This is a genomic window from Acinetobacter sp. CAU_H_29a_1, assembly GCF_058599505.1.
Genome location: NZ_CM178655.1, coordinates 2,642,601 through 2,658,530, shown reverse-complemented (window position 1 = coordinate 2,658,530; position 15,930 = coordinate 2,642,601). Strand labels below are relative to the sequence as shown.

General features: G+C 40.5%; 16 protein-coding genes and 1 other annotated feature. Of the genes, 9 read left to right on the top strand and 7 right to left on the bottom strand.

Features of this window, described 5'->3' with window-relative positions:
• Nucleotides 1–4: 4 nt before the first annotated feature.
• The 5 genes from mreC (at nt 5) to AC4MDD_RS13325 (ending at nt 3,692) form a co-directional block, all read left to right on the top strand.
• Complete coding sequence (gene mreC / locus AC4MDD_RS13345; RefSeq protein WP_004694667.1) at nt 5–862, top strand: rod shape-determining protein MreC; 858 nt, start codon at nt 5–7, stop codon at nt 860–862.
• On the top strand, nt 849–1,340 hold the full coding sequence (gene mreD, locus AC4MDD_RS13340) for a rod shape-determining protein MreD (protein ID WP_176537295.1): 492 nt from the start codon (nt 849–851) through the stop codon (nt 1,338–1,340). Before mreC ends, mreD begins: the two co-directional genes overlap by 14 nt.
• Complete coding sequence (locus tag AC4MDD_RS13335; RefSeq protein ID WP_491881822.1) at nt 1,328–1,894, top strand: Maf family nucleotide pyrophosphatase; 567 nt, start codon at nt 1,328–1,330, stop codon at nt 1,892–1,894. The genes mreD and AC4MDD_RS13335 overlap by 13 nt, the downstream gene beginning before the upstream one ends.
• 38 nt (nt 1,895–1,932) lie before the next feature.
• Nucleotides 1,933–3,387 (top strand): ribonuclease G, encoded by a 1,455-nt coding sequence (gene rng, locus AC4MDD_RS13330; protein WP_004981336.1) that lies wholly within the window; start codon nt 1,933–1,935, stop codon nt 3,385–3,387.
• A 131-nt stretch (nt 3,388–3,518) separates the two neighbouring features.
• Nucleotides 3,519–3,692, top strand: coding sequence for a PA1571 family protein (locus tag AC4MDD_RS13325; protein ID WP_004981331.1), 174 nt, complete (start codon nt 3,519–3,521; stop codon nt 3,690–3,692).
• Nucleotides 3,693–3,755: 63 nt separating this feature from the next.
• Here the strand turns inward: AC4MDD_RS13325 and AC4MDD_RS13320 are convergent, their stop codons facing one another.
• Both AC4MDD_RS13320 and AC4MDD_RS13315 read right to left on the bottom strand, forming a co-directional pair.
• Nucleotides 3,756–5,135, bottom strand: coding sequence for a WS/DGAT/MGAT family O-acyltransferase (locus AC4MDD_RS13320; RefSeq protein ID WP_125274523.1), 1,380 nt, complete (start codon nt 5,133–5,135; stop codon nt 3,756–3,758).
• A gap of 162 nt (nt 5,136–5,297) precedes the next feature.
• The gene (locus AC4MDD_RS13315; RefSeq protein ID WP_491881821.1) at nt 5,298–6,032 is read right to left on the bottom strand and encodes a phosphoadenylyl-sulfate reductase; all 735 of its coding nucleotides are present in this window, start codon (nt 6,030–6,032) and stop codon (nt 5,298–5,300) included.
• 202 nt (nt 6,033–6,234) lie between these two features.
• Between AC4MDD_RS13315 and thrH the strand changes: the two genes are divergently transcribed.
• Nucleotides 6,235–6,852: a bifunctional phosphoserine phosphatase/homoserine phosphotransferase ThrH gene (gene thrH / locus AC4MDD_RS13310; RefSeq protein ID WP_279731468.1), complete on the top strand. Its 618-nt coding sequence runs from the start codon at nt 6,235–6,237 to the stop codon at nt 6,850–6,852.
• A 78-nt stretch (nt 6,853–6,930) separates the two neighbouring features.
• Here the strand turns inward: thrH and AC4MDD_RS13305 are convergent, their stop codons facing one another.
• The 3 genes from AC4MDD_RS13305 to AC4MDD_RS13295 all read right to left on the bottom strand — a co-directional run bounded on the left by AC4MDD_RS13305 (nt 6,931) and on the right by AC4MDD_RS13295 (nt 11,371).
• Entirely contained in the window at nt 6,931–8,091 is a 1,161-nt protein-coding gene (locus AC4MDD_RS13305; protein ID WP_491881820.1) for an OmpP1/FadL family transporter, read from the bottom strand.
• Nucleotides 8,092–8,420: 329 nt separating this feature from the next.
• On the bottom strand, nt 8,421–9,692 hold the full coding sequence (locus tag AC4MDD_RS13300) for an OmpP1/FadL family transporter (RefSeq protein ID WP_491881819.1): 1,272 nt from the start codon (nt 9,690–9,692) through the stop codon (nt 8,421–8,423).
• A 459-nt stretch (nt 9,693–10,151) separates the two neighbouring features.
• Nucleotides 10,152–11,371, bottom strand: a protein-coding gene (locus AC4MDD_RS13295) for an IS3 family transposase (RefSeq protein ID WP_336000913.1) whose coding sequence is annotated in 2 segments (ribosomal slippage) — nt 10,152–11,095 and nt 11,095–11,371 — 1,221 coding nt in all. Because the reading frame shifts where the segments join, the coding sequence is not laid out codon by codon here.
• Nucleotides 10,980–11,096, bottom strand: a sequence feature (AL1L pseudoknot). Its footprint overlaps the gene before it by 117 nt.
• 69 nt (nt 11,372–11,440) lie before the next feature.
• On the opposite strand from AC4MDD_RS13295, the gene AC4MDD_RS13290 reads away from it, so the two are divergent.
• Both AC4MDD_RS13290 and AC4MDD_RS13285 read left to right on the top strand, forming a co-directional pair.
• Complete coding sequence (locus AC4MDD_RS13290; protein WP_491881818.1) at nt 11,441–11,887, top strand: hypothetical protein; 447 nt, start codon at nt 11,441–11,443, stop codon at nt 11,885–11,887.
• 12 nt (nt 11,888–11,899) lie between these two features.
• Nucleotides 11,900–12,208 carry a hypothetical protein gene (locus tag AC4MDD_RS13285; RefSeq protein WP_227509192.1) on the top strand — a complete coding sequence of 103 codons (309 nt, stop codon included), beginning with the start codon at nt 11,900–11,902 and terminating at the stop codon, nt 12,206–12,208.
• A gap of 101 nt (nt 12,209–12,309) precedes the next feature.
• On the opposite strand, the gene AC4MDD_RS13280 is transcribed toward AC4MDD_RS13285, so the two are convergent.
• A complete protein-coding gene (locus AC4MDD_RS13280) occupies nt 12,310–13,329 on the bottom strand; it encodes an AraC family transcriptional regulator (RefSeq protein WP_491881817.1) in 1,020 nt (339 codons plus the stop codon).
• A 70-nt stretch (nt 13,330–13,399) separates the two neighbouring features.
• Here AC4MDD_RS13280 and AC4MDD_RS13275 point away from each other — a divergent pair.
• A protein-coding gene (locus tag AC4MDD_RS13275; RefSeq protein ID WP_100607965.1) for an IS4-like element ISAba1 family transposase occupies nt 13,400–14,490 on the top strand; the annotation gives its coding sequence in 2 pieces (ribosomal slippage) (nt 13,400–13,940 and nt 13,940–14,490; 1,092 coding nt in all).
• A gap of 27 nt (nt 14,491–14,517) precedes the next feature.
• Here AC4MDD_RS13275 and AC4MDD_RS13270 read toward each other — a convergent pair.
• Nucleotides 14,518–15,930 (bottom strand): surface lipoprotein assembly modifier, encoded by a 1,413-nt coding sequence (locus AC4MDD_RS13270; protein ID WP_283290187.1) that lies wholly within the window; start codon nt 15,928–15,930, stop codon nt 14,518–14,520.

Below are 15,930 nucleotides of genomic sequence, written 5' to 3'. Positions count from 1 at the left end.
GCGGGTGCAAACAAATCTGTTTTCCAGACAACCGCCATCTTTTCGCTCATTTATCATTGCAGTGATCACATGCTTGGTCGTGCTGTTTTTTAACTGGCGCATGCCACATGTGATTCAACCTGCAAGAGATGTCTTGTACGCCGCTTATAATCCAATTTATGCCGTAGCAAGTTATCCCGTGTTATCGCGAGAGTGGCTGAATCAACAAACCAAGTCTGAAGCTCAATTGCGTCGTGAAAATACCGCGATGCAAGCCGAGTTATTACAGGCGCAGGTGCGTTTACAAAAATTATCTGAATTATCTGCGGAAAATACGCGTTTACGCGGTCTGTTAGATACCCCGTTGATCATTGATGGTCGTATGGAGATTGCAGAAGTCATTGGGACAGATGCCGATCCATTGCGTCATATTATTGTGGTAAACCGTGGTGCCAACAGTCAGCTAAAAGTTGGGCAAACCGTGCTCGATGACAAAGGGATTATGGGGCAGATTATCAATGTCTATCCGCATAGTAGTCGCGTCATGTTGCTTTCAGATAAAGAACATTCTCTTTCGGTTCGCTTAGAACGATCTGGAATGCGTGCCATTGTTTCAGGGACTGGAGATTTGGGTCATTTGAAAATGGAATACGTGCCGACCAGTGCCGAAATCAAAGTGGGTGAAAAAGTGTATAGCTCTGGTTTAGGTGAGCATTTTCCAGCAGGTTATCTGGTGGGCACCATTTCAAAAATCAGTCGTCATAATTCAGGCGAGTTTGCTCAAATTGATGTTGTTCCTGCTGCGCAGTTAGCGGGTGGGCATCATGTCGTTGTGTTATTTTCCGATTCTTTAGCGATGGAGCAACCGCATGCCGATCGCTAAACTTCGTGCTGCCAAACAGCGTGACCCGTTATTTCCGATCATTTTTTCGGTGATCATTGCTTCAGTGTTGATGGTTTATCCCTTGTCTTATGCGCTCTCTGGCTGGCGGCCACTGTTTATGATGATGGTGATGCTGTTTTGGGTGCTGTGCCAGCCGACATGGAGCGGGATTTGGTTTGCCTTTGCAGTCGGGATTTTCACCGATTTACTACTTGATGCACCTTTGGGCTTAAACGCGCTCAGTTTTGTTCTGATTACTTTTGTGTCCCGTTTTTTAACGCGTGAACGTCGGATTATGACCTTTGCCAATATTTGGGTCATCACCACCTTGGCTGTGGTCGCGCATTTGTTTATTACGTGGATCGCACAAATTATGATTGGGGCACAGTTTTCCCTTGCACGTCATTGGCAACCGTTGTTGAGTAGTGTGCTGACTTTCCCTATGGTCTATTTCATCTTGAAGAAATGGCGCGTTTAATTTTAGCGTCCAGTTCGCCCCGTCGCCGAGAGCTGCTTGAACAGCTCGGTCTAGTCTTTGATATCTATAGTCCAGATATTGATGAAGCTGTACAAGCAGGCGAGTCGGTAGCCGATTATGTAGAGCGACTGGCATGTGCCAAAGCTGAGGCAGTACAGCTTCAATATCCTGATGCAATTGTGATTGCTGCCGATACCAGTTTAGGGGTCGATCAAGAGATTTTAGGTAAACCTGAATCTAAGCAGCATGCATTTGAAATGTGGGAAAAAATTTCTGGGCGCAAGCATGATGTATATACTGCGGTTTGTGTCCGTACAAATACGCAAATTTCAAGTATAGTAGTTCGTACTGAAGTCGAATTTCAGCATTTGAGCCCGAATGATATGGAAGCATATTGGGCCACATCTGAACCTCTTGGCAAGGCAGGAGCCTACGCCATACAAGGCATTGCAGCACGTTATATTCCACGCATAGAGGGAAGCTATAGCAATGTCGTGGGGCTACCGTTGCATGAAACGGTACAGTTATTACAGGCAGTTAAGGCACTAAATTAACTGTCTCAAAAGATTTTTTATAATGTTTTGAGTTTGTTATGTCTGACGAGTTATTAATTAACGTCACGCCTATGGAATGTCGCGTCGCGTTAATTGAAAACGGCACGGTCAATGAATTATTTATTGAGCGTACGGTGAAACGTGGTTTAGTGGGCAATATTTATAAAGGTAAAGTGGTGCGTGTTCTTCCGGGAATGCAGGCTGCTTTTGTCGATATTGGGCTGTCACGAACTGCTTTTTTACATATTAATGATATGGTTTGGTCACGTAATCAACCCACCCCCAATGTTTTTGAGCTCTTACAGCCGGGACAAATTCTTACTGTTCAAGTCATGAAAGACATGCTGGGAACCAAAGGGGCTCGGCTTTCAACCGACCTTTCTATTCCTTCGCGCTACTTAGTGATGATGCCTTATGGCAATCATACGGGTGTGTCTCAACGCATTGAGTCTGAAGCTGAACGTGATCGTTTACGTTCGATGATTGAGCGTATTCAAGCGGAACATAAACTTCCGGGTTCAGTGATTGTTCGTACCGCCGCTGATGGGATTGCGGAAGCTGCTATTGCACAAGATATGGCTTATTTGGCAAAACTTTGGGAATTTATTCAGCGCAAGCAAATCAGTATAGCGGTGCCATCATTAATTTTTGAAGAACTGCCTTTACCTCAGCGTATTATTCGCGATCTTGCGAGTGAAAAGACCGCTAAAATTTCAGTCGACTCACGTGAAATTCATGGCAAGCTCCAAGAGTTCGTAGAAGAATTTGTCCCGAATATTAAAGAACGCCTCATTCATTATCCGGGTGAGCGCCCAATTTTTGATTTGTATAATGTCGAAGAAGACATTCAAAGAGCATTGCAGACGCGTGTTGCGTTGAAGTCTGGCGGTTATTTAATGATAGACCAGACTGAAGCTATGACGACTATCGATGTCAATACAGGGTCATATGTGGGTGGCCGCTCTTTAGAAGATACTGTGTTTAAAACCAATATGGAAGCGACACAGGTCATTGCGCGCCAGCTGAGACTACGTAATTTAGGCGGTATTATTATTATCGACTTTATTGACATGCAAGAGCAGGAGCATCGAACTGAGGTCATGACTCAGTTTGAACGAATGCTTGAGCAAGACCATGCAAAAACCAAAATTACACAGGTTTCTGAGTTAGGTTTGGTCGAGATGACGCGTAAACGTACGCGTGAATCATTAGAGCACTTATTATGTGAATCTTGTCCGACCTGTCAGGGACGGGGTTATGTGAAAACAGCTGAGTCTGTATGTTACGAAATCTTTCGAGAAATCATGAGATATACACGTGCGTATCAATCTCAGACTGGCTTTACTGTCGTTGCGCACCCTTCGGTGATTGACCGCTTGTTAACCGCGGAAGCGCCAGCAGTCGCGGATTTAGAGCATTTCATTGGTCGTGTGATTAAATTTCAGGTGGAAAATTTATATACGCAAGAGCAATACGATATCATTCTGAGCTGAAATTGTAACAATATATGGTTAAATAGTTGTTACAACTGAAATTTTACTTTCGATCTTAGATTTTTAATACTAGAAACACGGAAATAGCCAAAGCTTATTCTCCCAAATAGGTTTAGCAAATGAGGTGTGATATGGGTGTTAGAGAAGCAATTATTCAACCTAGTTTGAAACATTTATTAGATACGAAAGTAACGCATAATGCGTATATTGTGGATGATCAGGGTAAAGAAGTACAAATTACAACTGCCATGATTCGTACTGCGTGTCATCAATTATTAAAACAATGTCGTAGCATTAAAAACTAAGGGGCTTATCGAAGCCCCTTAGTTTTATTGATTATTCTTGTATTTCTGATTCGTTTTGCGGCATCAACTGACCGCTTGCAACTTTGGGCCTTCGACGCCCACAATCGCTTCAAAGCGTTGAATCTCTTCTTCTAAGTGTGTGAGTAGATTCTGCATCTTCGGCAGCGCATTTCGACAAGCCGTCAAACCAACTTCAAGTTTATCTAAATAACTGGTCATGGTGATGTTGAGTGCCTGACCATCTAAAATGATTGAGGCAGGGTATAGCGCATCGAGTCGTGCCCCGTTCCAATACAATGGTTCACGTGGGCCAGGAACATTCGAAATTACCAGATTAAACGCTTGGCGCTTAGGCAGTAAGCCTGAGGCAATATTGAGACCAGCAGCACTATAAACAAACGCACTATAGTTCAAAATTTGGTTTGAGTTCATGCGTTTGAACTTTTCTTTGGCATTTTGCACACTACGACGAACAATTGCGAGGCGCTCTAGTGGATCTTCTTTATGCGTGCCTAAATTTGCCAGAATCATGGTGATACGATTCGACATAGACGAATCATCATCGCGAACAGAGGCAGGTACCATGGCAATTAAAGGCTTTTTAGGAAGTGCGTCTTGGGACAAAAGATATTCACGCAAGGCACCTGAACAAATCGCCAGTACGATGTCATTAATCGTGACACCCAAACTTTTAGAAATATGACGTAAACGGTCAAACTCAAAAGATTGTGCTGCAAAACGGCGCGAAGAGCTAACCCGTTGGTTCAGAATAGAGCTGGGTGCTTGAAAGCTTGAAACATAATCAGGATTACGTCCCATATCTTTCATGACTGTTTGTGACAACTCATACATGACACGTGGTGTTGACCCAAGCTGGCCCATTACGCCATTCATTATTTTCTTAAAGCGACTAACATTCGGTTCTTTTAAACGCTTCGCACGAGGGCCTTCAACACACCAAGGTGGTACAATACTCTTTGCATTTGGATCTTGTGATAATGATTTTTCCACCAAACGCATACCCGCAATACCATCCACCATCGCATGGTGAATTTTGAAGTACATGGCAAAACGATTCCCTTCAATCCCTTCAATAATATGACAGGTCCATAACGGTTTAGCGCGATCAATTAAACTACTGTGTTCCTGTGAAATATAGGTGAGCAGTTCAAGAATACGCCCCGGTTGTGGGAGTGCGATATGACGAAAATGGTGATCAAGATCAAACTCTTCATCTTCATCCCAAAATAAGCCGTTGAGTTTGTTGTTAAATGGAGGAATAGGAATAGATTTGGAGTTACGAATATCTGCAACTAAATTTTGAATGAAGCTGGCAGGTGCATTTTCCGGGATTTGGAATAAGAATAATCCACCGACATGCATGGGTTGCTGGCGTTTTTCAAGTGATAAAAAAATAAAGTCAATCGGATGTAATGGACGCATAGTCTGGATTGCCTCACTGCAATATCTGACCGCTCCTATATGAGCAATCTTGTTAGAATTATAGAACTTAAAGCTAGTATATCGATTTTTTTTAACAATGGGAGCGCTTTGTGTGTATCCATTGGTTGCGAAAAAACCACTGCTTTGCAGTGGTTTTGATCTTTACTTTTTCAAATTACCTGCATGTAGGCCACATTCTTTGTGTGTCGCTTCCTCCCACCACCAACGTCCTTCACGTTCATGTTGGTTTGGTAACACTGGACGCGTACATGGTTCACAGCCAATAGAAATAAAACCGCGCTCATGCAATGGATTATAAGGCACTTCCATCATGCGAATGTAGCTCCACACATCGGCACTGGACCAGTTGGCAAGAGGATTGTATTTAATCAATTGTTTGCCTTCGCCTGAAAAGCCTGCATCTGCTTGAATAACTGGAATCTCAGTTCGTGTGCCTGGGCTTTGGTCTTTACGTTGACCCGTAATCCAACCATCTAAAGTCGCTAATTTTTTACGTAAAGGCTGAACTTTACGGATACCACAACACTCTTTATGATCATCTTGATAAAAGCTGAATAAACCTTTTTCATTGATCAGTTGTTGAACGGCATCTGCTTCTGGGAAGCAAATTTCGATATTAATGTTGTAGTGTTTACGCACAGTTTCGATAAATTGATAGGTTTCTGCATGTAAACGTCCTGTGTCTAAGCTAAAGACACGAAAAGGTTTACCAAAGTTAGCAGCCATATCAATAAGTACGACATCTTCTGCACCTGAAAACGAGATGGCAATTTCACCCGTTTGATTCAGTGCAAGTGCTAAAATTTCACTTGGTGATTTGTCTGCATATTCAGCTGCGAGAGCATCAACAAGATCAATAGTTGGAATGGTTGTCATAAGTATCCTGGCAATAGGCTTGGAATCTAACAAGACCTATATTACGTTATTTGCTGTGCATTTTAATAGAGTTGAAATAAACCACTTATCACTAAAAAATAAATGCTTATGAAAAAAATAGATTTAAAAAACAGCAATGCATTAGACAAATATTAAGCTATGATAGTTCAAAATTTTTCCACGTAAATAAAAGGGAGTATTCATGGAAGTTGTTTGCCTTGATCTAGAAGGGGTGTTAGTTCCAGAGATTTGGATTAACTTTGCTAAAAAAACAGGCATTAAAGCGCTTGAAGCAACCACACGTGATATTCCTGATTATGATGTGCTCATGACGCAGCGTTTGAATATATTAAAAGAACATGGTTTAGGTTTAAATGATATTCAAGAAGTCATTGCTGAGATGGGCCCATTTCCAGGCGCAAAAGAATTTGTTGAATGGTTACGTACACATTTTCAGCTGATTATTTTGTCAGACACTTTCTATGAGTTTGCGCACCCATTAATGAAACAGCTGGGCTGGCCAACGATTTTTTGTCATAAGTTAGAGACTGATGAAAAGGGTATGATTACAACCTATAAGCTGCGCCAACCTGACCAAAAACGTGAAGCAGTTAAAGGATTGCATGGACTAAATTACCGTGTTATTGCCGCAGGTGATTCTTATAACGACACCACTATGCTGGGTGAAGCGGATAAAGGCTTTTTGTTTGATGCACCAGAAAATGTGATTAAAGAATTCCCACAATTCCCTGCAATTCATGGTTATGAAGCTTTAAAAGAAGCTATTCGTAATGCTTCAGTTCGTGATATTCCGGCTTAAAACAAACAGCTATATCTACGAAAACAAAAAGGCGCATCTCAATAGATACGCCTTTTTTGTTGGATATAGTGCTACGTTTTAGAATTTATAACCAAATTTTAGACCATAAGCGATAGCATCATTATCGCTGAAGTCGCCAGCAACTGTACCGCCAGTTTGAGCTTTTGCATCACCCAACCAGAAGTATTTTACACCCGCTTGTAAGAAATAGTTCTCAGCTGGGCTGTATTGTCCACCTAAACCTACGCTCCAGAAGCCTTCAACAGGGCCTAAAGTGGTTACAGGGTTACCTGCACCAGAATCCCAACCTACAGATGCAGAACCAGACCATTTGCTAGTAAATTTATGACCAACACCAACGGTTGCAGAAATTTGATCATCTGAGTAGTCAATTAAATTCTGAGCTTTACCTTTAGCGAGTTTACTAGCACTTGCTAAAGCTGCTGGGCTTACGGCAAACTGATCCCAATGTGCCCAACGTAAATTGGCAAAAGCTAAAGTATCTTTTGCAATACCCGTTTGGAAATCAAGGTTCACAGATTGTGGTGTAACCACTTCTGTTTGGCTTGTCGCAGAACGTAGATCAATACCGTATGATGGAATATAGATATTTGACGTTTCAGTTGTATCTAATTCATGTTTAATTTCAGAGCGATACGTAATCGCTGCTTTCAGTGCAATTTCAGGGATTTGGTAAGCTGCACCAGCTAACCAACCAAATGCATCGTCTTCTTTTAGGTCAATGTTGTAGCCAGAAAGTGAAGAGTAGGCGGTACCGCGTAAAGATACATTACCTTTAACTGTTTGGTAAACAGGACCTGCGTAGATATTCCAGTTTTCGGTTGGTTGGTAACCTACAATTAATGAAAGATTATTGGTGCGTACTTTTACACTTGTTCCTTCAGTACCATCACCAAAAGCGCCTAGATCTGATGAATATTGTGAGTCAGCACCATAAGGTTGGTCATAAAGTAAACCGAAAGAAAAATGGTCGGTTGCTTGAGCTTTAAGTGCAGCAGATGGGAAATAATAATCATCAGCCATGTCAGTAACAGTTGCGCCGTTGTTGCTTTTGCCACTTACACTTGGGTCGAGCACACTAATCGATGCTTCTGCATAATTTCCAGATTGTAGAAATGGCAGAATAGATTGGCCTGAGCGATCAAGACCTGCAGCAAATACTGAAGTTGTTGGGATTAAGCTGAGCAAAATAGCCGAGCGAAGAGCTGTAAGCTTCATAGGGAACATTCCTTGTTGTAGCTTTATGTAAGTGATTGGCACGAAAAGTAACATAAATACAAAAAGAGTAAATGCTCAACTACGGTTATAAAATGAACTGAAAAGTTAAAAAATGTACTTGTGTAGAGTAAAAACACTAAAAAAAAATATTAATTTTATGATTTATATAGATTTATTTTTGGATGCTGAGTGGCTGATTGAATATTATGCAAAATGTTTAAGTGTTTATTTGTTGCTCAAATGAATCACAAGTGTATAAAAAAGAGCGTAGATGTCATTGTTGAAAAAGAAAAAACCATCTTTACAGATGGTTTTTTCAGCATTAATAATTAGAATTTGTAGCCCATTTTTAGGCCGTATGCGATTGCATGGTTATCTTTGAATTCTGCTACATAACCTGCTGTATCAAACTGAGCGCCAGTTTGGGCTTTAGCATCACCTAACCAAAAGTATTTCACGCCGCCAGCAATGAAAGTTTGTGGTGTTGGGCTAAATTGAGCACCTAAACCTACATTCCAATAACCTTCTGTTGGACCTAGCGTGGTTACAGGATTACCTGCACCAGAGTCCCAACCTACAGAAACGTTACCTGCCCATTGATCATTTAACTTACGTCCAACACCTACTGTTGCAGAAATTTGGTCGTCAGTATATGCAACAAGATCAAATTCAGGCTTACCACTTTGACTTTGTACAAGTGCATTTTTACTTGCTAAACCAAACTTATAAGGTTGAATAGAGAAATTTGACCAATCAACCCAACGAACATTAGCAAAAGCAACTGTATTTGCCATGATGCCTGTTTGGAAATCTAGGTTTACAGATTGTGGGGTCGTGATATCTGTATTTAGAGAAGGTGCTGCATTTAAACCAGCAAATAGACCAGCTGAATTAAAACTTTCTTTAACATTTACAGAGTGCTCAATTTCAGAGCGATATGTAACAGATGCTTTTAATGCAATATCAGGAATTTGGAAAGCCGCACCAGCTAACCATCCAATATCACCAGTTTCTTTAATACTTGCATTATAGCCACCAAAAGTAGCATTTCCACCATATGCTAAACCACGAAGTTGAACATCACCTTCAACTGTTTGATAGACAGGGCCAGCATAAAAATTAAAATTTTCAGTTGGTTGATAACCAAATATCATTGAAATACTTTGCGTTTTGACTTCAACTTCTGTTGACTCAGTACCATTATGAAAAAGGCCTACACCACCAGCAGCAACTGATACTGTATCAGATAGTGAGTAAGTAGCATCTGCACCAAATGGTTGGTCGTAAAGTAAACCAAAAGAAAAATGATCTGTTACTTGTAGTTTTAGTGCAGCACTTGGGAAGTAATAATCATCGCCCATGTCACTTAGGTTAGTATTTTGTAAGCCAATCGCACTTGGAGGTGCTGCGCTTGGTGAATATCCATTACGTACTTTACCTGAGACACTTGGATCTAGTACAGAAATACCTGCTTCAAAGTAGTTACCAGGTTGCAAGAATGCAGAGATTGACTGACCTGAACGATCTAGAGCAGCAGCAAATGCCCCCGTCATTGGTACAGTTGCTAAAATCATTGCTGTCGTTAATGTCTTTAATTTCATTCTACGTCTTTCCTTGAGGTGCAAATGCAAATGTTTGTTGCTCATTTTGTGTTTATGTTTTTTGGCTTTTGGAGAAGTCGGTTAACCGAAATCATTTGTTACTCCGTGTCACAAAAATAGCACAATTAAAATAAGAGTAAATACTCTAGGTATAACTAATCAGTTCAAAAAGTAATCATAATAGAGTTTTTATACTAAAAATATACATTTATACAACCTAAATTAATGAAAAATATAAATATATAATTTGAAATATAAATTTTATTTTTTGGTTAAATTTTAATCAATTGAGCTTATAGATAAACCATTTTTGTGATGCTGATCACTTGTTTCATTACTGTATTTATAATACAAAATTATATTTTGTAGATCATTTATTGATTATTTTTATTTAGAAGATCGAGTTATTGTTTTTTACATGTGAACCGTACCGACTATATCGGAGACAGTTTATTTAAGTTATGCAACACAATCTAAGGTGTTGATTTTATCATAGTACATATTTTCAAACTCAAATGGTGAAACATAGCCAATAGAACTATGTAGCCGCTTTTTGTTAAACCAGTCTACCCAATTCAATGTAGCTAATTCAACATCAGCTAAGCCTAACCAATCAGATTTCAAATATTCAATCACCTCCGTTTTATATAAACCATTCACTGTTTCAGCCAGTGCATTATCATACGAGTCTCCCGTTGTTCCTACAGAGGCTCTTAAGTTCGCAGTTTCCAATCGCTGAGTATAGCGGATTGAAAGATACTGCACCCCTCGGTCACTATGATGAATCACATTCTTAGGCATACCCCGACTATTGAGTGCATGCTCAAGGGCATGAAGTACCATATCGGTATTCATTCGGGTGGAAACTTTCCAACCAACGATTGCTCGTGAGAACACATCAATGATAAATGCCGTATATACCCACCCAGAATGAGTCTGAATATAGGTAAAGTCAGCGACCCAAAGGTTGTTGGGATGTTGAGCTGTGAAATCACGCTTAACTAAATCATCAGCTCTTTTTTGCTGATCATCATGATGTGTCGTACGCTTATTCTTACCACGCCATACACCTTGTATTTCAAGTTGTTTCATCAAGCGTGTTACCGTGCAGCGGGCAATAGAATATCCTTCTTGTTTAAGTTGTTGCCAAACTTTACGAATGCCATAACGCCCATGGCTCTCTTGCCAAATTAACTTAATTTGCTCAGCATAATGTTGATCGTGTAAATCTCGTTTCGAACGCTTTTCAGGGTTCTGTACTAGATCAAGCTGGCGATAGTAAGTGGATGAGGCAATTGGCAATATTTGACAAATCGCTTCAACACCATACAGGGCTTTATGATCACGAATGAAATCAACCATTATTTGTGTGGGCGGCCTAACTCCGCCTGTGCGAAAAAAGCAGCTGCCTTACGAAGAATTTCATTGGCTCGTTGTAGCTCTTTGTTTTCACGTTCTAGTTGTTTGATACGCTGTTGATCTGACAGAAGTTGCACTACGGCTGGATTCTGTAGTTGTTTATGTTTTTGATGCCAAGCACGCAAAGTTTCAGGGGTACAACCGATTTTAGGAGCAATAGCTGTAATTGCAGCCCAAGTAGAAGGATAATCTTGTTCAGATTCAAGCAGCAAACGTACTGCTCGTTCTTTGATTTCTGCGGTGTATTTTAATCTTGTCATAGCGACATTCTCTCAAGAAAATGTGTCTCCTACAATCTCGGTACGGTTCACTTACTTCTTCTTAGCATTTTGGGAGGATTAGGAGCTTCTCAGGCTTATGCCGACGATGGTGCAGATTTGGCCCAACAGTTATCAAATCCTGTCGCGAACTTGGTTAGTGTGCCATTTCAGTTAAATTATGATGAAAACATTGGTGCGGCTGAAAATATAGAACGTTATCAACTCAATATTCAGCCTGTTATCCCGATTGAATTAAATGAAAATTGGAATTTGATCTCTCGTACTGTATTACCCGTAAATTATCAATTTTATAATGAAGGGGGGCGTGATGATGATTGGGGCGTGGGTGATATTGTACAAAGCTTATTCTTTTCTCCCTCAAAAACATCGGACAGTGGGGTTACATGGGGTGTAGGTCCTGCCTTTCTATTTCCAACTGCTTCTGAAAAAGCCTTGGGTGCAGATCAATACGGTGCTGGCCCAACTTTTGTCGTTTTGAAGCAAAGTCACGGTTAGACATTTGGGGCATTGGCAAACCATATTTGGGGAGTAGAGCATGAAGATGATGTTGAGGCGATCAGTAGTACCTTTGTGCAACCTTTTATTAGTTACACTTATCCAAATAGTACGACGGTGGCATTGAATACTGAAACGACATATGACTGGAATGCAGAAGAAGCCACAGTTCCTGTCAACTTGACTGTGACCAAAGTGATTCGCCTAAATGGTCAGGCGATTAGTGTGGGCGGTGGTGCTCGATATTGGGTTGATGATACTGACGGCAGCCCGAAAGGTTGGGGGGCACGTTTGGTCGCATCCTTTGTTTTCCCGAAATAATCAATTGAGTCTGTATTGATTAGAGTGACATTCAATGGATTTAAACTATATGCTTGAATTCGTTGGGTACTTTTTATTTAACGAAGTAGCAAAACCAGAAGTCATACAATATGGCTTCGACTTTTGTCTCTTAACTCGGTTGGAGGAACGCCAAACCAGCTTTTAAAGTTGCGACTGAAAATAGATAATTCTGCATAGCCCAACTGTAGAGCAATATCCGTCAAATTCACATTGCCTGTATCAAGCATACGAAGTGCTTCTTTTTTTCGGACATTTTCGAGTATATCTCGATAGGTTGTTCCTTGTATTTTTAAAGCGCGCTGAAGCTTTTTCGGATGCATGCCCATACACAGCGCGATATTTTCAATGCTGCAGTCTCCTGTCGCCATCAGCATGCGGACTGAACTCTCTATCAGTGCGGTATTGTCTTCAGTTTTGGTGCTGCTTTGTGTTTCAAGCTGCTGTACGATCAGTTGATTGATGGCATCTTCATTAAAATTATAGGGTTTATAGCTTAAAAAGCTTGCGGGAAAATAAAGCGCATCTTCATCGGTTTCAAACTCTACCTGACATGAAAAATGTGCTTGGAAAGTTTGAGCACCTTTTTGTGGTGTTTTTTGCTTGAAGCAAATTTTTTCTGCATGCCACTGTGGGCCAATCAAATCTTTTAAAATATTCGCGACAAGGCAAATGGCCAGTTGTGATTTTTGTGGTACATCGGTGTTGTATTCACTTAAGCGCACAAAGTTCAGCTTACAGAGCAGAGCATTATGTTGCGAGACTTGGAAGACAATGCCTTCAGCATGTAAATAGACATATTTTTGCGTCACGCTTAAGGCTTCAAGTATGGTCGTTTGTCGGGACATATAGACGCCAATCAAACCGATTGTGCTAATATTTTGGAGTGCACCGAGTTTTAAACCGAAGCAATCATCCTGACAAGCTAAGGCCGCTTTTTCCAATAAATTTAAATAATGATCATAATGAATAAATGAATCTGGATCACGGAGTAAAGCAGGTAAAATCCCGATCTCTTTCAAGATTTCTATAGGATTTATGCCATAACTACGGACTAAATCTTCAAAACCGCCGAGGCTGGCTGCACGAATATAACTTCCCACTCTGTACACGACAAAAATAGATAACTCATTGAAATAATGTCACAATAATTGTTTTCTAACGACGAATACTATGATACATCTCAATGAGTTATATCTTATCTTAAACAAATCTCTAAAATGGAACAAGTCACATTTAAAGTGCTTTGCGCTCATCATGCTTGTGATTATTTTAAAGCAAACATGTAATCTTTCTTCTGCATCTAAAGCCTTGCCCATCAAGTGCTTACCACAATCATTTTATCGACGTATGCAGCGCTTCTTTGCAGGTCAGTATTTTGATTATCGTCAAATTTCTCAGTTGATTTTCAATATGTTTTCATTCGACCAAGTGCAACTGACTTTAGATAGAACCAATTGGAAATGGGGAAAACGAAATATTAATATCCTGATGCTCGCAATCGTTTATCGTGGAATAGCGATACCTATCCTTTGGACATTGCTTAATAAACGTGGAAATTCAGATACGAAAGAGCGTATTGCTTTGATTCAACGCTTTATAGCCATTTTTGGTAAAGACCGTATTGTGAATGTGTTCGCAGACAGAGAGTTTATCGGTGAGCAGTGGTTTACATGGTTAATTGAACAAGACATCAACTTCTGCATTCGTGTTAAAAAAACTTCATTGTCACCAATCATTTAGGAAAGAATCATAAAATTAGTGATTTATTTCGCCATCTTAAAGTTGGTCAAATTGAATGTCGTAAACGACGGATTTTGGTTGGTCGGGTGAAACTATATATAAGTGCACTACAGTTAGAAAATGGAGAGCTTTTACTCGTCGTTTCTCCTCAGTTTAATGCCAATGCTATTCAGGATTATGCATTACGCTGGGAAATTGAAACCTTATTCAGTTGTCTCAAAGGACGCGGGTTTAATCTTGAAAATACGCGCTTGACAGACCCTAGACGAGTGAAAAAATTGATTGCGGTGTTAGCTATAAGCTTCTGTTGGTGTTACTTAACGGGTGAATGGCAACATGATCAAAAAAAAGCGATAAAAATAAAGAAGCATGGACGACTCTCAATGAGTTTATTTCGCTATGGTTTAGACTATGTTCAAATGGCGATTCAGCGTTTAATTGGTTTTGGGAAAAAAGAAGAGTTTAAGGAAATTTTGGCAATTTTAAGAAGGCAGAACCCTGATAGGATAAGGGTTCTGTGAAATTTGTCGTGTACAGAGCTTATTTAATTAAAAACTCTTATCAAAAGAGATAAACCAATTATTATTTTGGCGATCATATAAATCTAAATTACTAGCAATTTTTTGATGGCTATAATTTAACTTTGGTTTAAATCCATGCCATTGTAATTTTTTATGCGACAAGCTGGCATTGAACTGATACTCGTCATCATGGCGTTTTTTGTCATACCAAAAGTTATCTGCCCAAAAGTCTCGCTTGGCATAGCGAATACTGCTACGCCATACGAGTTGTTCGCCAGAATACACGCCGCCTAATCGAATACCTTTTCGGTTCGAAGACTCTGCTTCATCAGATAAGTCATCGCGCATATAGTCAGCCCCACCATACACTAACCAATTTGGCTTTGGTTGATACAATACAAGCCCAGCAATACTGTTGCTATGACCATCATAACGATCGGCGATACTGCTATCTTGATAGCGTTTTTGAATATGCCCAACATTGCCTGAGAGTTGCCATTGTTGATTAAGCTGACGATTGTATTCAAGGGTGGCACCATAGTTTTGGTTATAGCGCTCGCCACCTAACCAGTTTTGTTCAAACAGTGGAATAATACCCCATGATTGGTGAATGTCCTTATAGCGGTAGCCTAAATTGGCTCTTGCGGTGATCTCGCTATAGTCATGGTTATCCCAATAATCGACGCCATCAACCTCGAAGTTGCTATATAAATAATGATTACCGCTTAAGTTTAGTTCACGTGATGTACCCAACGTATAGTCGATACCGTGTGCCGATTGGGGCAAGGAATCGCCGCTACGGACAAAAGTGGCATTACCCAATCTAATTTCTTTGAGATCGGAAGCCTGATTGACGTTATCGGTGGATTCATAACTTAAATTTAGGCTCGGTTGCCAACGTTGTGCCTTTTGCATGTTGGCTAGAATTTGATCGACTAATCGCTGTAGTGGCAGGGCTAAATGCGGTTGAGCAAGCTCTAATTCAGTCTTGGCAGCTTGATATTGTTTGTCTTCAAACAGCATCATGGCTAAGTCAAAACGTGGGTAATGCAAATCCGGTTGCCGTGCTAAAATCTGACGGTATAAAGCAATTGCTTGTTTTTGTTTGCCCTGATGGCGATACAGTGCGCCCAAACCATAGTCATAAAGGGTTTGGTCTTTGTCAGCCACCTGTTGGTATTGCTTGAGCAGTTGTTCTAGTTGTACCCAGTCTTTGCCCATGATGGCGGCGTTGATACGTGTTTCCAGAGTGTTATCTGATGCAACCGGTGCTGCGGCAGGGGTGGCGATTTTAGGCTGATTTAGCAGGAGATCAGGCTTAACTAGTGGATCTTTGTCAAAGAATACGTTGGGTTCCTGGGTCAGGTTTTGCGGTGGTTCTTGGGCATAGAGCGGAGTGCTTAAGGCGAGCGTGCATAATATCAGGTGTTTTTTTTGCAT

What these genes read in the sequence shown, in the direction of transcription:
- thrH (WP_279731468.1), top strand. Translation starts at nt 6,235, where the DNA reads ATGGAAGTTGTTTGCCTTGATCTAGAAGGGGTGTTAGTTCCAGAGATT.
- AC4MDD_RS13305 (WP_491881820.1), bottom strand. Translation starts at nt 8,091, where the DNA reads ATGAAGCTTACAGCTCTTCGCTCGGCTATTTTGCTCAGCTTAATCCCA.
- mreD (WP_176537295.1), top strand. Translation starts at nt 849, where the DNA reads ATGCCGATCGCTAAACTTCGTGCTGCCAAACAGCGTGACCCGTTATTT.
- rng (WP_004981336.1), top strand. Translation starts at nt 1,933, where the DNA reads ATGTCTGACGAGTTATTAATTAACGTCACGCCTATGGAATGTCGCGTC.
- AC4MDD_RS13270 (WP_283290187.1), bottom strand. Translation starts at nt 15,930, where the DNA reads ATGCAAAAAAAACACCTGATATTATGCACGCTCGCCTTAAGCACTCCG.
- AC4MDD_RS13315 (WP_491881821.1), bottom strand. Translation starts at nt 6,032, where the DNA reads ATGACAACCATTCCAACTATTGATCTTGTTGATGCTCTCGCAGCTGAA.
- AC4MDD_RS13300 (WP_491881819.1), bottom strand. Translation starts at nt 9,692, where the DNA reads ATGAAATTAAAGACATTAACGACAGCAATGATTTTAGCAACTGTACCA.
- AC4MDD_RS13320 (WP_125274523.1), bottom strand. Translation starts at nt 5,135, where the DNA reads ATGCGTCCATTACATCCGATTGACTTTATTTTTTTATCACTTGAAAAA.
- AC4MDD_RS13325 (WP_004981331.1), top strand. Translation starts at nt 3,519, where the DNA reads ATGGGTGTTAGAGAAGCAATTATTCAACCTAGTTTGAAACATTTATTA.
- AC4MDD_RS13335 (WP_491881822.1), top strand. Translation starts at nt 1,328, where the DNA reads ATGGCGCGTTTAATTTTAGCGTCCAGTTCGCCCCGTCGCCGAGAGCTG.